Genomic DNA, 14,957 nt, shown 5'->3' with positions numbered 1-14,957 from the left:
GGAAAATACCGAATAGCTTCAGGAATTTATATCCTTGCCATCCTGCAATGTTTTCACCATTTTTTCAAGGCGGTCTTTGTTAACAGGATCAGGCGCCTGCGCCAGGGCTTTCTGTGCGTAGCCCAGGGCTTTTTTAAAATCTCCCAGGGCAGAATATCCACGTGCCATACCAGCATTGGTAATGAATTCATCCGGATGTTTATCGTAATCCATTTTGAAGATCTCGAATGCTTCTTTCCCTTTTCTCAGATGAGCAAGGGTTCTGGCATAGAAATACAGCTCATTGACATTACCATAGGGCAAGGCCTTTTTCATCGCAGCCATCGCTTCCTGGTTACGGCCCAGACTATCCAGGATACCCGCTTTCGTACTCCATGCCTGGAAGCTCTGAGCGCCTCCGGTTCCAAGACTGGTAGCGGAATCTGACCATAAGAGCGCCTCTTCCAGGTTAGTATTGTTTTGCTCACAGAAGCTGGCTGCGGTATGCCATGTTTGCCAGATGAAGCCACTGGTACCGCGAAGTTCCTTACGGAAAGAGGCAATCTGTGTTGCTACCAGGTCCACATCAATCTTAAAGGGAATCGCCAGCTTTTCCCACTCCAGCATCACGGTAGCGCTGGAAGGTGTTTCATCTGCAAACTCATATCTGAGCCATTCCTGGCTTTTATCCAGTGTTACCGGCTTCACCTTTACGCGTAATGCATCCTCTTTAGGATCATAGTAAAAGCTACCCCAGGAACTGGAGTTTTTGCTAAAAATCAACATACTTTCATTGGGATCATAGGCAACAAAGAATCCATAAGTGCCTGCTGCCAATGGCTGACCATCAATTTTTACATCTGTGGAAAAAGTGATGGTCGTATTTTCATTTGCACCCGCGCGCCATGGCGCAGCCTTGGAAGGCCCAAAGCCCAGGTTGGCAAAACCTTTATGTACCACTCCGCCCCAGATATGCCCTTCTCTTCCTCTTACACCCGGGCGACTGTAATTAATAGATACCTGTGTAATACCTACACCTTCACTCACCGTAGCACGTTTATTATCGCCACTAGGCAGGTTGGTGAATTGTGCCTGAGCAACAATAGTCATTAATAGAATTGTACAAGCAAGGATTGTCTTTTTCATTTAGTGTTTTTTGGGTGGGGAATAAAATAGCTACGGGCTTTCACCATGCGGGGGTAAGTGGTAGCCATCGATACAACAAATTCCTTGAAAAGGTAGCATTATTCAGGCATAGCCCAGCGTCACACATTAGGGTTTTTCGACCACTCATCAAAATAGATACTGCGGCAGGATAGCATGTTCTTATAAAACAAAACATCTTCCCATTTATCTTTTTTTATTAAATTGATAAAATAGTTGCTATAACCTATACCGTAATGATCTCCAAAATATATTGCCTGTTGATAATTGCTTTAGCTATTTGTTTTTGTAGCTGCAACAAACGAAACACCTATTTCGACAGGATCGCTAAAAACGATATTCCGCTGCCGGTACCACAACACGGAGACTGGCTATATATACATAAAGAAAAAGGACAGACATGGAAGGAATATCAGGCTATACATCCGGTAAAAGCATCTGCAGAAAGGTCCGTAATTTACCTTTTACCTGTTGGAGATTTCGGGGTATTACAAAAAGAAATGATCGCCGCTACCTGTGAGTATAACGCACTGTTTTTTCAGTTGAAAACCATCGTGCTTCCAGGTATCGACGATAATGTACCACAAACAGCAATGCGAACATTTGGAGATGATAATCACATTCAATTGCTGGCCAGCTATCTGCTCGACAGCATTGTAAAAAGTAAAAAGCCCAAAGACGCTATCGTACTGCTGGCTATCAGTGCAAAAGACCTCTATCCTCAAAGCAGCTGGAATTACGTCTTTGGGCTCGCTTCCTATAATGACCAGGTGGGCGTTTCCTCGATTTACAGATTACAGGAATCTCACCTGGATAGTACCAACTTTAAAACGGCGCTACGCAGATTACTGATCATCAGCACACATGAAATTGGCCACATGTTTTCCATGCATCATTGTACTCATGCGAAATGCACCATGAATGGCACTAATGGCCTGGAAGAAACGGACCGTACACCTGCCCGCCTCTGTGCTGTATGCCAGCAGAAACTTTCTTTAGCTGTTTCCTACAACAATGAACAGCGTCAGCAACAGCTGCTGAAATTCTTTCACCACTATCAGCTGGAAGGCGATGAAGCGCTCTTAAAAAAAGATGCCGCCCTGCAGCATTAATTATTAGTGTACTTACCTTTGTTCAGCGCAAAAAACAAGGTTACCAGCACCATCGTCAATGGATAGGATGTTTCAGCGAAAGGTGCCCCGGCAGATATTTTGAACAGCGTAGCAACAATCATTGTCAGCAGTAACGCGATAGACAGAGGCCTTACAAAAAATCCGCTGATCAGTGCAAGCCCGCCAATCAGTTCTGCCAATGTAGCCGCCAATCCAAAGGCCTCCGGCCAGAAATTAATACCAACTATTTTCAAGGTACCACCCAGAAATGCCCACATAGCGGGTCCACCCATTATTTTCATGATACCAAATGTCAGGAATAGTAATCCAATACCTATGCGAAGAATCAAAAATGCCAGTTTGTTTGTGTTTTGCATGATGTTAAGTTTTCTAAATAGGATACAAAATTAGGGACCGAATGTTATCCCTTCGATGGACTAAAATCACATAAGCATGGACATTTTTTAATATCCATTTCAAATTAATTATTTGCAACACTGTTGCATTTGTTTATTTTTATATAAATTTGTTGCCACGAAAAACGGGAAATATGAAATCAGGAGACAATTATGATGTAATTATCATTGGGGGTAGCTATGCCGGCCTGGCAGCGGCTATGTCGCTGGGCAGGTCGCTACGCAGGGTATTGATAATAGATGCCGGCAAACCCTGCAACAGGCAAACACCGCATTCACATAACTTTATCACCCACGATGGCGACAAACCAGCTGCCATAGCAGCAGCTGCTAAAGCAGAAGTACTAAAATACGCTTCGGTACGCTACCGGGAAGGTGCGGTGACAGCTGTAACGCCACTGCCAGGTGGCTTCACCGTCCATACGGAAGTGGGTGAAAGCTTCGAATCCACTAAACTGGTATTTGCTACCGGCCTGAAAGATAATATGCCGGCCATTCCAGGCTTTGCAGCTTGCTGGGGCATATCCGTCATCCATTGTCCGTATTGCCATGGATATGAGGTCCGAAATGTACCAACAGGCATATTGGCCAATGGTAACATGGGCTACGAATTCGTGAAACTCATATCCAACTGGACAAAAGATCTCACCATTTTCACCAACGGCACTCCTGACTTCACAGAAGAGCAATTATCCAGGTTCAAAAAGCATCATATCAACATAATTGATAAACCGATAACGGCATTTAATCATCAGAACGGCCAAATCAACACCATTAGCTTTGCCGATAACAGCGAACTTCCCGTTACGGCAATATATGCCAGACCACCGTTTACGCAAGGCTGTGAGCTGATTAATACCCTGGGCTGCGAATTGACAGAATCCGGCCTGTTAAAGACAGATATTTTCCAGCGTACAACCGTTCCGGGAGTTTACGCTTGTGGTGATAATATGACCATGGGCCGATCCGTAGCACAGGCAGTAGCCACCGGTACAATGGCAGGTGCTTTTGTGAACAAAGACCTGATTGAACTATTCTTTTAATGGCGTAGCTCCTGGTTCTGCCAGGAGCTATTTATAATTATAATTTTTCAGGCAGATGCAGCCCTTATATTTTTAACTATAAGCGCCGGGATTTACTTAAATTTAGAAAGGAAAATCTTTATCAAATTTAAGCTACCATGAACCTGAACACCCTTCGTACGGATACGCCCGGCTGTGATAACATCATTCACCTCAACAATGCAGGGGCTGCCCTGATGCCCCGGCCGGTAGTGACTACCATAGAGCAATACCTGAAAGAAGAAGCTGATTTCGGAGGCTATGAAACGGCAGACAAACATGCAGCAGACCTTTCCACTTTTTACGATCTAACCGCGCAGCTACTGCAGACACAACCCCGTAATATAGCCTTCACTACCAATGCTACAGATAGTTATAATAAAGCATTAACTGCGGTACCTTTCGAAGAAGGTGACGTTGTACTGCTAACAGAAAATGATTATCCTTCCAATTTCATTTCCCTGATAAGTTTACAGAAACGCTATGGTATCAAGCTGGTGTTGGTAAAAAACGCGCCCAACGGAGAAGTTGACCTGGAAGATCTGGAAGAAAAATTACGTACCTATCATCCTAAACTGGTATCTATCACACATATCCCTACCAGCTCAGGACTGATACAACCTGCTGAGGCAGCAGGAGAAATCATCAGCAAATACGATACTTTATACTTACTGGATGCCTGCCAGTCGCTGGGACAGCTACCAGTAACAGCTGCCGCCACGAAGGCCGATTTCATCAGTGGCACTGCCAGGAAATGGCTGCGGGGGCCCAGAGGCACAGGACTACTATATGTATCAGATAAAGCGCTGGATATGGGCCTGGAGCCACTATTACCAGATTTTGCCGGCGCAACATGGACCGGCCCTTTCTCCTATACTCACCGCAATGATGCAAAACGTTTTGAGCTGTGGGAGAAATCGCAGGCATTACAAATGGGAACAATTGCCGCGTTGAAATACCTGCTGGATTTAGGTATTGAAAATGTTTACACCCGCTGTCAGATGCTGGCAGCAGAATTGCGACTTGCATTGGAAGAAGTGCCCGGCGTAAAACTCCAGGACAGAGGTGACCGGTTATCTGCTATCATTACATTTACGGTAGATGGTAAACAGGAAGCAGGCGCCAAACAGTTTTTCCGTGATCGTGGTATCAATATCTATACTACCAGCAAACCTTCTGCTGTCATAGATTTTCAGGAAAAAGGAATCGACTGGGTAATGCGTGTATCCCCACATTATTACAATGACGGCGAAGAATTGACGAGATTTTTAGAGGTATTGAGAGAGTGGCAGGAGGAATAATATTAAAAGTATTGAGGAGCGTACTTATCATACCTCCTCATTACTTTTTCTTAGATACATTCATGGATGCTGATTTTCCAAAGCCTGTTGCCTGTTGTACGCTGCACGCTCCGCATCACGCTGTTTCTGCCAATCTTGGCGCTGCGAGGCACACCAGGCGCTAAATGCAAAATCATCTGCATTTTTCTCATTTGACAAATATTCACGCAATTCACGAAAACTTTCTGTTTCCTGAATTATTCGTTTATGCGGAGAATTATATAAGATATTGGGTAAATTCTCCAGATGCTTTTTAACTTCCGCCTTTACATTGGCTATCATTTCAGCCGTAACTTCTCTCCTCATTTTTGTTGATTTTTAATTTGCATTTTATACGCTGCACGCTTCGCATCGCGCTGTAGTTGCCAGTCACGGCGCTGCGAGGCGCACCAGGCGCTAAATGCAAAATCATCTGCATTTTTCTCATCTGATAAATATTCGCTTAATTCACGAATACTTTCGGAATGCTGCACTTTTCTTTCATAAGGATCATCCCTCATAATATATTTTGCATTCTCAAAGTGCTTGTTCAATGCAGCTTTTCCGGCGGCTATCATTTCCGGCGTAACTTGTCTCATAATATTTTTGTTAATGTAAAAGAATAGGAATCAAAATTTAACACTATTAGGATTTAATTCTAACGCATAGTATTTATACAGGCAATATTTGGTTCTTTTATAATCGAAATCAAAAATCATAGGTTTAGGCAATAACTGTCCGAATTCATCCAGTTCATATGTATCATCCCTTTTTCGGCGAACATAATAATCTATTCCTAATGGTCTAAAATACACCTCAATATAATCTCTGTTATTTTTAAGAATCTGGTGATACAATATTGTTCGTAAATCTGTAGACCCATCAATAATCAAAAAACAATCCTGATTACCTCTAAGAAATATCCATCCTTGCAATAAAATGGTAGATAAAACCTTACCTACATCAATATATTTAAGCCTGACCGACGTATCTATACTACCATCACTTTTCACCGGACCAAAAGAAAGCACATTGTATCCTTCAAACTCAGGATCATCCATGGCATCAATTTTTATTAACAATTCAACAAATCTATTTCCTTCCACTTCCGCATAAAGGTTAGCTCTTCTCAAATCAAAGGAGGTCCAAATACGGTTATACGTATTTTCAAAATCAATCATTAACATAAACAATGGTATTTGAGTAACAAACAATTTTATGCAGCAAATGTATATCGCGCAGTTATACGCACAAAAAAAATGAACAGCTTTTTTCTGTTCATTTTCATTCAGGGATTTTATAATTTTCGTACTGAGTGAACAAGTAAAATTATGACATTTACAATATCATTTGTGATGCATATTCCACCACGCCAAAACCTTATCCATCCGCTCTTCTATGCTGACATCACCCGCTATTTCCAATACCGGAACAGATTGTTCCGACAACCATTTCCTATGCACATCAAATGTCCTGTTGGCCACACCGGTTTGCTCATCATAATCTGCTGCCCATTGCATAAATGCATCGTGCGATTTACGCAATACAGGATCCGTTTCAAGTGCCTCTCCATAGCGTTGCTGTTCACGCGCGCGCAATCGTTGCATACGTACTGGAGCAGGTATCCATAAAAAAACGATCAGATCAAAAACAGGAAAAACATTTTCACCCCAGTTGACAACAGAACCACCAAATACCCAGCTGTCCTGCTTCGCAAGCTCCGTCGATATCATCGCGTTGCGTTCCGCAGCATCACGGCGCTGCGAAAAAGGTGGCACCGTAGGCAACCAGAAATAATTATCACTATCGAAATAAGGAATATCAAGATAATGCGCCAATGCATTACCCAATGTTGTAACGCCGGACCCGGAAGCACCAAGTATATGTAATTTCATCTTTCCAGACTAAATAAACAGGTAAATCAAAATTTCGTTTATACTATAGCGTTAGTGTGACTCTACATATTTTTTAAAATTATTCAGGATAGACTGCCATCCCGCCTGCTGCATTTCCACAGGGTTCTTCGTTTCTGTTTCAAAATCTTCTGTAATGCGAACACCGCCTTCCACCTCCTCAAATACTATCTTCACTTTTCTGCCATCCCCCAGCCTATATTCAATCAGCTTATGATCATCTACCAATGTATACTCGCCTCCAAAATCAAACCCAAAACTACCATCCCTCGCATCCATTCGATAAGAGAATTTACCACCTGGCCGAAGATCATTCTCTGCCCGCGGTGTATGCCAGTCTTCCGAAGCGGTATTCCACTGGATAATATCATTCGGATCGGACCACATCTTCCAGATTTTCTCTATTGGTGCATTAACAATAGTTTCAATGCTAAGTACCATACCAGATGTATTACTCATAACTATTAATTTAATTACTGATGAATTGGCTATGTTGCCAGCACAAACCTGCCTGAGAAATTAAATAAAATGGCTGTTAACGACAATCTTTGGGTGCTATACACCTGCAAAGATATTCAATATGCACCAGTTACTGCTATTTTTACGACCTTAGTACCTGAACCTATGATTATTGACTATGATTAGCGAAGCTGCTGCCATTGCTGAGCAAACGAGACTTAGCAAAACTATAATATCTGTTGATCATCTCCCCCACCCTGTAAAATTCATAGCAGGAACAGACGTTGAATACGATAAAGAAACCGACCTGATCGCCGGAAGCATTGTCGTATTAAATTATGAAACACTCGAAATTGTTGAAATTTCCACTCACTGCATGCAGGTTACCTTTCCCTATATCCCCGGACTTTTCTCTTTCAGGGAACTGCCGCCACTGCTGGTGGCCTATGAACAGCTGCAACAAAAACCAGACCTGATCGTCTGCGATGGCCAGGGCATGGCGCATCCCCGCCGCTTCGGCATGGCCTCGCATCTCGGCGTCACCATTCAGCAACCAACGATTGGCTGTGGAAAAACCCGCCTGTGCGGTTATTTCGAGGAACCAGCTCCGGAACGCGGTGCTGTCAGTCCGCTACTCGCAGAAGATAACCAGGAAGTAATCGGTAACGTACTCCGCACACAAACAGGTATCAATCCTGTGTACGTTTCTGTCGGTCATATGATTTCCCTGGCCACCGCCACCGATATTGTACTGAAATTAGCTACTTCCTACCGCCTGCCTGAAACTACCCGCATCGCGGATAACTACGGCCGCCTGGCACTGGAAGAATATAAAAAATCCCGGTCGCTGTAAAAGCAACCGGGATTCAGATTCGTATAATCGTTAGCGTTATTTACTATTTCCTTCGAGATACAGCTGTGCCGCTGCAATCCAGTCCTGATCTTCTTTCAGCTGTATTTGTGGCTTGATACCAACGTTATCGATCGCCAGCCCCTGATCCACACGGCGGCTACGGGAAGATGGATAACCCAGCGTGTAAGACAGCGTTTTGAAATCTATATCCAGCATATTGGCATAATCCAGGATACCTGCACTATGTGTTCCCATCAGCGTAGTCTTTTTGCTCTGCATCGCCTCCAGGATAAACTGTTCTGCTGTGCTGGCATTTTCTCCATCTATCAGTACCACTACCTTCTTAGGAACAGGATGTGTTACTGTCAGCTTCTTGTAACCATCAGGGATAACATGTATCATTTTTCCCGGATGCATCACCATTGAATCTACAAATGCTGCAATTACCTCTTTGGTTTCATCTGGCATATCCGGCTGCGCGGCAACCTTTTTCCAGGCAGTAATATTGTCTTTGGTAGAATAGAAGTCTGCACCTACTATTTTAACTGAGTCGGTATACAGGTATGGAGAGATGCTGCTATAGGAGAAATCAGATCCACCACCGTTACCACGAATATCCACGATCAGGTATGGAGAGCTTTCTATTGCTGCCTTATTGGCCGCTACTACAGAGTCGATCACCCTCGCCTGATCTGTATTAAAGGAGGCCACACGCAGGTAAAATGTTTTAGGAGAAAGTTGTTTACCGGAAGTCCATGGCAATCTCACTTTCTTTTCTATTCCGGCAGGCTCCGGGTTATTATTTGTCACATTGCCTTCTCTAAGCCATGGGCCAAAGCTATTGCCTTTAACATCATAGGATATCGGCTGTATCAGGCCCTCTTCGGTATATTGGAAGCCATTGAATTTATAGTTTACAGAGTCGTAATTAAACTCCATCAGTACATCGCCAGGGCGCCAGCTGTTGGAAGGCGAAATCATGATCTGTGCTACATAATTCCTGAATGGATTTTCATCATTTATAACCGCGATACGGAAAGATCTGTCTTTATTCCAGAAAATGCCTTCCGCACCGGTAGCGCTTTTCAGATTGGTGATACGTTGCGGACTCAGTTTCACCGGAGTAACTTCTGCACGGGCTTTACGCACCATTTCCACCCATGGTCTTTTAATGCTGTCTTCCTTGCGATACAAAACCAGGTGCCCATCCTGGAAGTAGTCCAGGTACCGTTGTACCAGGAACAGGCAATAGGCAGGCTTAATAGCCTGTGGCGCCAGCTTTAGGATACTGTTGCTGATGCTGTCGTATTTACTGCGGCCTTTCTGCTTTATTTTATCGTTGAATCCGACGTAGTTGGTTTCCACCTTCTGCTTGATATACTTGAATTCTGCAGCACAATCGCATTCTGTTTGTGCATAGGTGGCAGATCCAGCTAGCAGCAAGGCTAACAATAGCATTCTTATTTTCATACAGGCATAGAATTTTTTAGGTAGACAATAGGTTTTTCTCAGATATTATTTTTTGATGATAAAAATTAGTCCTGGTTTGATGGACTGGCAGGCCCTCCCCGGCGTAATTCTTCCAGCTTTCTTTTCATCCCGGGTGCGAGGAAGGAACCGATGATCAATCCACTCACCAGGCCACCGATATGTGCGGCATTATCGATGCCGGCACTGAATCCCAACGTTAAGTTAATGCCTGTCCAGAACAACATATTCATAAGTAGTCCTTTAGAGAGATCATTTTTGCGATCAAGGATAAGCAGTGCAAGGAGTACACCGAACAATCCGAAGATAGCGCCGGAAGCGCCCACACTCACTGTTGCCGGATGCCATGCAATACTGGCCAGACTCGCTACAATACCGGTTACCATATAAACGATCAGTAACTTCTTACTGCCCAGTAATCGTTCCAGCAAACCGGCAGCAAACAGCAAACCATACATATTCATGGCCACATGCAGCAAACCTCCGTGAAGGAACATACTGGTTACAAGCCGCCACCACTGTCCATTGACAGTATAGGGCCTGAAGTCAGCGCCCCATCGGAGCAAATCTTCTGCACTGAATGAAAGTACGCCCAATCCCGACACTGCCATCGCCAGAAAAACGCCTACATTAATATAAATCAGCAGCGGCGTAACTACATACCCCTTTCTGATTTTCAGCACATCATAATTGGGCTTACGGGGACCTCCCGTGCGCTGCTGCGGCTGATGTTGATGTTCCTGCGAATATTGTTGATGTTCTTTCATAGTATGCATTTCAGTATCCAGTTCATTTATAGGAACTTTCCGAAGTGGTGAATACACCACGATACAGGCCCAGACACCGAAGAAAAGGAGAAAAGATAAAGGCATCCATACCGGCGAGCTGTTCCTGTCCTCAAATGTACCGAATCGGGGGCGCAATATGATATTATCGGAAGATGTAAATGTTTTGTCCGATGCTATTGCCTTCTGGAAAGCTTTTCCAGCTTCACTTACCGGCACCCGCTCCAGGTAAGAAAATCCTGTCAGGGAATCTTTCTCATATTTATCGGCTGTTTCGTTAATAAATTTTTTATAGGCCGCTTCTTTCTCTTCACCGCTAAGGTCATTATCCAACGTTTCGCTGTAATGGATGGCATACCAGGCAGCACATACGTGTGATGCTGTATCTGCGGCCTTATCCAGGATAGGGAGGGCCAGGTAAAGGTGCATATTGAAATGCTCATCACTACGGCCAGAAACATCAACAGCATGTTGCACGCCAATATGTTCCTTGTCTAAGTAGCAGTTTTTCAGACTATAATACTTCGTTTTGGGAGTGCTGCCTATATCTGAAATAGTTTGAAGTGGCGTCAGTTTGCCGGTGGCAGATACCAGGTAATGCTGTACTACAATGGTAGGAATGGCCATGGACAATGCCAGGAAAAGCTGCAGTACCAGTTCCCTTGTACCTGTAGCGGCTACCATTTTTATTTTGTCGCGGAACCAAATCAGTACAGGTACCCACGATAGCAGGAAAGGTAACCAGAAAAGCAGCAGGTCTTCGTCTAACGGGATGAGTTCCAGCCTGATAAATACCAGCCAGTGAAGGAAGGTATATAACCCTATAAAGCCGACCACAACAAATAGTGACGGGATTATGATATGGCGGAATTTTTCTTGCAGTTGAGACATAAAATCTTATCCGGATTAATTTTTCTTAGCTACAAATTAAAGGTATTCCTGTCAACTACAGCCGCTGGGAATGTTCTTCCAGTGCTTTTCTTTCGGCAGTGGTGAGGCTGTTAATGCCTTTTTGCTGTATTTTTTCGAGGATATCATCGATGATCTGGGCTCTGTCGGCACGTTCCAGGTTATAACGGTCATCAATATCCCCTTTGTATTGCCCGTATTTAGGCCATATCATGGGTATTACATAAATCAGGAGGAATACCAGGGTATAGCACCATGCAGCCATATTAAAGAGGCCGAAAATACTCAGGGGAAAGTCTCCTATTCTGGCGATGGTAGCCAGCATGACACCGGCAGTGGCCCATTGTGCGCCACATATCTGATGTCCCGACTGTTTGCGGCAGGCAAACAGCTGGATGACATTTCCCAGCACCAGCGAGATGAAATAGGTCAGCAGGAAGCTGGTTACCGGCAATGCATATACGGCCTGGCAGGTAAAGAAGTACAGGGTAAACATATTCAGCAGCAGTGTAGACCAGCTACGGTGAATAAAGCCAGCGGTAATAAAGCGATAGTATTGCCGGGAGATAAAAATCTTATCTGCCTTTAAAATATATTGCCCGTAGAAAGTTTTATTCCTAAATGCCAGCCATGATACAATAATGTTTGCCAAAACGAGCCCCAGGCTGATTATACCGGTATTCATAGGTCAGGATTTTTACTTTTTGACACAATGTAAAAATGCGAATATTTTTAAATTTTAAAAATATTTTTGGAGGATTGAATTTTTTGTCGCTATATTTGCAACCCCAAACGGGGAAAACGGAATGGCTCAAAAGGCCGTCTGTATTGAGGATCGGTAGTTCAGTTGGTTAGAATGCCGCCCTGTCACGGCGGAGGTCGCGGGTTCGAGTCCCGTCCGGTCCGCAAAAGGCCACTTCTTAGGAAGTGGCCTTTGCGTTTTTAGCAATACCCTGACTTCATACCCACAATCAAATCTACATGTGGACCTATAAGAAAACCTATGCCATCGGTGGCCTCGAAAATGTTGGCTTCGCAGAAAATACGGATAACCTCATTGTATTATCTGGCCAGGGAAAAGGAATCTTCAACTGCATTTCAGCCGAAAAAACTGACAGAATTAATGATGATTGGTGGGAGGAGTTTGATGAATCCACCGGTACGGTACATGGATTTGGCATACTGGAAGGCTCACTTATTCAAACAGGCGGCCTATACGGAGATCACAGTCTTCCCCACGTAACAGCCGACGGATGGCAGCTTATAACACGGGAAAATGAACCAGATGACCCTCCCTTTGAACATTACAGGGTAACAAAAATTTTCCTGGTTTCCCCGGATGGAAAGGAAATTTTCTTCATTACAAAAGATGGCCCGTGTGAGTTAATGGCCTATGGGTTTTCGCCAACCGGAAATTCCCTGATTGTTGCATTAAGCTGCGACCTGGTAATATGGAGCAGAGACGGTGGAATATTATAAACAGGCCTTTGCAGAAGCCGAACCGATAATAGGCTCGTTTCTGATTGATCCACTTATGGATAAGCATACTTTTTCAACTCCTACATCATCTTCAGCTTCATCATCTCAATAAAACCCGGTTTATATGTTTCGCCCAATAAAATGTCTGCGTTAATATTTCTGAGCATGATCTGATTACCTTCTACAGCAATGATTTTAGAGATAGAAATAATAAACGACTTGTGTACCCGCATATACTGCTTACGTGGCAAACGCTCTTCCAGGTCTTTCATATTCAGCAGCGCCATAGTTTTCTGGCCATTATGATGAATAGCCACATAATTTTTCATACCTTCTATATAATCAATATCCCTTAAATTGATTTTCAGCATTTTCCCTTTTTGTTCCGTCTTCACAAAAATATAGTCATCATCATCCAATTCATTACTCACCTGTGTGGTACCAGAAGTGCTCATGGTCAATGCCCGTTGGGCTGCCTTCAGAAACCGGGGAAAAGGTATCGGCTTCAGGAGATAATCTACTACTTCCAGATCATAACTTTCGGCGGCAAACTCGCTATAGGCTGTCGTTAATATTACCCTACAGCTGCCCTGAATTGTTTTAATAAAGTCAATACCAGATATTTCAGGCATCTGTATATCCAAAAAAATTAAATCAATTTTATTTGTATTTACAACTGTTAGTGCTTCCATCGGGTTAGTGGTGGAATGCAGGAGATGCAGGTAAGATGTCTGCTTTATATAATAAGCAAGGACATCAATAGCATGTTGTTCATCATCCACTATCAGACAATTAATCATTGCAAATCGGGTTTTGAATTTAATGGTGTTGCTATGAGCATTGGCAGATGCCGCTGATGTTCAGCGGCTGCCTGGAAATTGATCGTTAATGTTGCAGCATAAAACATACTGTCCCCTGCTACTTCTCCCGTTTCAAACGTATGAAAATCATGATATGTCCAGTATAGCCGTTTCCGGATATTTTCAATACCAATTCCATGAGATAGTTCCTTAGGGCCTGCCTTCCTTTTGTTAAATGTCGTAAACTGAAGCCTGGTCTGATCTTCATTTACCTCCAGCCGTATCCTTACCGGGTGATAAGGATCTGTAAGATCTCCATGTTTAAATGCATTTTCTACCAGTGTTATCAGTACCAGCGGAATAATTCTGATGGAAGTAATATCACCCAATATCACAAAATCAAGATGCAATGTATTACTGAACCTTAACTGGTTGATCTTAATTACATTTTTAAGATGTTCTACTTCCTTTGACAGCGTCACTTTACCATCCATACTCTCATTGGGTTCCAGCGAATAGCGCATTATCTCCGACAAGGTAAGAATCCCTTCAGACAGCTCTTTTGAACAATTCAGGGATTTGGCATAAAAGAAATTGAGGGTATTATACAAAAAGTGAGGGTTAATCTGCGCATTCAAAAATGCATATTCCGATTGTAATCTGTTTTGCTCCATTTGCAGTTGCTTCAACTCAACATCTCTAAGCCGCTTTTCTCTTCTTACTGCCTGTATATAAAAAAAATAACCTAATGCATCCATCGAATACAACAGGTATGTCCAAAAATAACTTACTGCAAATTTGGGTATGGTCATTGGCGTCATTGGGAATTTAGGATTGAGAACCGACCTTATCCTATACTGATATACCCAAAACATCACAAAAAAAACGGGGAAGAAAGCCAACTCCGCCAGTAGTACAAACCAGACACGCTTTGGCCTGTTCTTATCTACAAATATATCCAGTATATAAAAACAAGCATAAAACGCAACAATACTTGGGACACTTGAAAGTACTGCATCCCAGAAAAAAACAGTATGTATTCCTGTGACGTACATTTTCGCCCCTATCCCTATAGCAAAGTAGATGGTCCATACTATTGTATGCACCCAGACCATCTTGTATTTCCTTAGTATACTAACCAACAACATCATATAACTATTGGTATGCTGAAGTAGCGTAAAATACCAAAATATTGCGCTCCTGCACTTTTTCTATCATTA

Annotated in this window: 17 protein-coding genes and 1 tRNA gene; 6 read left to right on the top strand and 12 right to left on the bottom strand. The window is 43.2% G+C overall.

The genetic code is table 11. From position 1 onward, the window contains the following. Positions 1–18: 18 nt before the first annotated feature. Positions 19–1,089 (bottom strand): DUF2911 domain-containing protein, encoded by a 1,071-nt coding sequence (locus tag F3J22_RS07850; RefSeq protein ID WP_240155021.1) that lies wholly within the window; start codon positions 1,087–1,089, stop codon positions 19–21. A 314-nt stretch (positions 1,090–1,403) separates the two neighbouring features. Here F3J22_RS07850 and F3J22_RS07845 point away from each other — a divergent pair, with 314 nt between their 5' ends. Next, entirely contained in the window at positions 1,404–2,255 is an 852-nt protein-coding gene (locus F3J22_RS07845; RefSeq protein ID WP_167015934.1) for an archaemetzincin, read from the top strand. On the opposite strand, the gene F3J22_RS07840 is transcribed toward F3J22_RS07845, so the two are convergent. Next, a complete protein-coding gene (locus F3J22_RS07840; RefSeq protein WP_167015932.1) occupies positions 2,252–2,632 on the bottom strand; it encodes a DoxX family protein in 381 nt (126 codons plus the stop codon). The two genes, F3J22_RS07845 and F3J22_RS07840, sit on opposite strands and share 4 nt — an antisense overlap. Before the next feature lie 173 nt (positions 2,633–2,805). Here F3J22_RS07840 and F3J22_RS07835 point away from each other — a divergent pair, with 173 nt between their 5' ends. Together F3J22_RS07835 and F3J22_RS07830 are read left to right on the top strand one after the other, a co-directional pair. Next, entirely contained in the window at positions 2,806–3,714 is a 909-nt protein-coding gene (locus F3J22_RS07835) for an NAD(P)/FAD-dependent oxidoreductase (RefSeq protein WP_167015930.1), read from the top strand. Positions 3,715–3,851: 137 nt separating this feature from the next. Then, the gene (locus F3J22_RS07830) at positions 3,852–5,033 is read left to right on the top strand and encodes an aminotransferase class V-fold PLP-dependent enzyme (protein ID WP_167015928.1); all 1,182 of its coding nucleotides are present in this window, start codon (positions 3,852–3,854) and stop codon (positions 5,031–5,033) included. Positions 5,034–5,093: 60 nt separating this feature from the next. Here F3J22_RS07830 and F3J22_RS07825 read toward each other — a convergent pair whose 3' ends face one another. The 5 genes from F3J22_RS07825 to F3J22_RS07805 form a co-directional block, all read right to left on the bottom strand. After that, positions 5,094–5,378 carry a hypothetical protein gene (locus F3J22_RS07825; protein ID WP_167015926.1) on the bottom strand — a complete coding sequence of 95 codons (285 nt, stop codon included), beginning with the start codon at positions 5,376–5,378 and terminating at the stop codon, positions 5,094–5,096. Then, positions 5,375–5,650, bottom strand: coding sequence for a hypothetical protein (locus F3J22_RS07820; RefSeq protein WP_167015924.1), 276 nt, complete (start codon positions 5,648–5,650; stop codon positions 5,375–5,377). The genes F3J22_RS07825 and F3J22_RS07820 overlap by 4 nt, the downstream gene beginning before the upstream one ends. Before the next feature lie 30 nt (positions 5,651–5,680). Beyond that, a complete protein-coding gene (locus F3J22_RS07815) occupies positions 5,681–6,238 on the bottom strand; it encodes a hypothetical protein (protein ID WP_167015922.1) in 558 nt (185 codons plus the stop codon). Positions 6,239–6,397: 159 nt separating this feature from the next. Then, positions 6,398–6,946 (bottom strand): adenylate kinase, encoded by a 549-nt coding sequence (locus F3J22_RS07810; RefSeq protein WP_167015920.1) that lies wholly within the window; start codon positions 6,944–6,946, stop codon positions 6,398–6,400. Between the two features lie 51 nt (positions 6,947–6,997). Beyond that, positions 6,998–7,423 (bottom strand): SRPBCC family protein, encoded by a 426-nt coding sequence (locus tag F3J22_RS07805; RefSeq protein ID WP_167015918.1) that lies wholly within the window; start codon positions 7,421–7,423, stop codon positions 6,998–7,000. Positions 7,424–7,601: 178 nt separating this feature from the next. Here F3J22_RS07805 and nfi point away from each other — a divergent pair, with 178 nt between their 5' ends. Continuing rightward, positions 7,602–8,276, top strand: coding sequence for a deoxyribonuclease V (gene nfi, locus F3J22_RS07800; RefSeq protein WP_167015916.1), 675 nt, complete (start codon positions 7,602–7,604; stop codon positions 8,274–8,276). Positions 8,277–8,312: 36 nt separating this feature from the next. Here the strand turns inward: nfi and F3J22_RS07795 are convergent, their stop codons facing one another. From F3J22_RS07795 to F3J22_RS07785, 3 genes are all read right to left on the bottom strand, one after another. Continuing rightward, positions 8,313–9,746: a S41 family peptidase gene (locus F3J22_RS07795; protein WP_167015914.1), complete on the bottom strand. Its 1,434-nt coding sequence runs from the start codon at positions 9,744–9,746 to the stop codon at positions 8,313–8,315. Positions 9,747–9,811: 65 nt separating this feature from the next. Next, entirely contained in the window at positions 9,812–11,440 is a 1,629-nt protein-coding gene (locus tag F3J22_RS07790; RefSeq protein WP_167015912.1) for a rhomboid family intramembrane serine protease, read from the bottom strand. 55 nt (positions 11,441–11,495) lie between these two features. Further along, positions 11,496–12,143: a rhomboid family intramembrane serine protease gene (locus tag F3J22_RS07785; RefSeq protein WP_167015910.1), complete on the bottom strand. Its 648-nt coding sequence runs from the start codon at positions 12,141–12,143 to the stop codon at positions 11,496–11,498. 147 nt (positions 12,144–12,290) lie between these two features. Between F3J22_RS07785 and F3J22_RS07780 the strand changes: the two genes are divergently transcribed. Further along, positions 12,291–12,364: transfer RNA gene (locus tag F3J22_RS07780), tRNA-Asp, on the top strand. 75 nt (positions 12,365–12,439) lie between these two features. After that, complete coding sequence (locus tag F3J22_RS07775; protein ID WP_167015908.1) at positions 12,440–12,937, top strand: hypothetical protein; 498 nt, start codon at positions 12,440–12,442, stop codon at positions 12,935–12,937. An 80-nt stretch (positions 12,938–13,017) separates the two neighbouring features. On the opposite strand, the gene F3J22_RS07770 is transcribed toward F3J22_RS07775, so the two are convergent. Then, a complete protein-coding gene (locus F3J22_RS07770) occupies positions 13,018–13,737 on the bottom strand; it encodes a LytTR family DNA-binding domain-containing protein (protein ID WP_167015906.1) in 720 nt (239 codons plus the stop codon). Continuing rightward, positions 13,734–14,549 (bottom strand): sensor histidine kinase, encoded by an 816-nt coding sequence (locus F3J22_RS07765; RefSeq protein WP_167015904.1) that lies wholly within the window; start codon positions 14,547–14,549, stop codon positions 13,734–13,736. The genes F3J22_RS07770 and F3J22_RS07765 overlap by 4 nt, the downstream gene beginning before the upstream one ends. Positions 14,550–14,957: the final 408 nt, after the last annotated feature.

Origin of the sequence: Chitinophaga sp. Cy-1792 (genome assembly GCF_011752935.1) — a bacterium.
Classification (GTDB): Bacteria; Bacteroidota; Bacteroidia; order Chitinophagales; family Chitinophagaceae; genus Chitinophaga.
The sequence above is the reverse complement of the archived record's forward strand: the minus strand, read 5'-3'. Positions and strand labels throughout refer to the sequence as shown.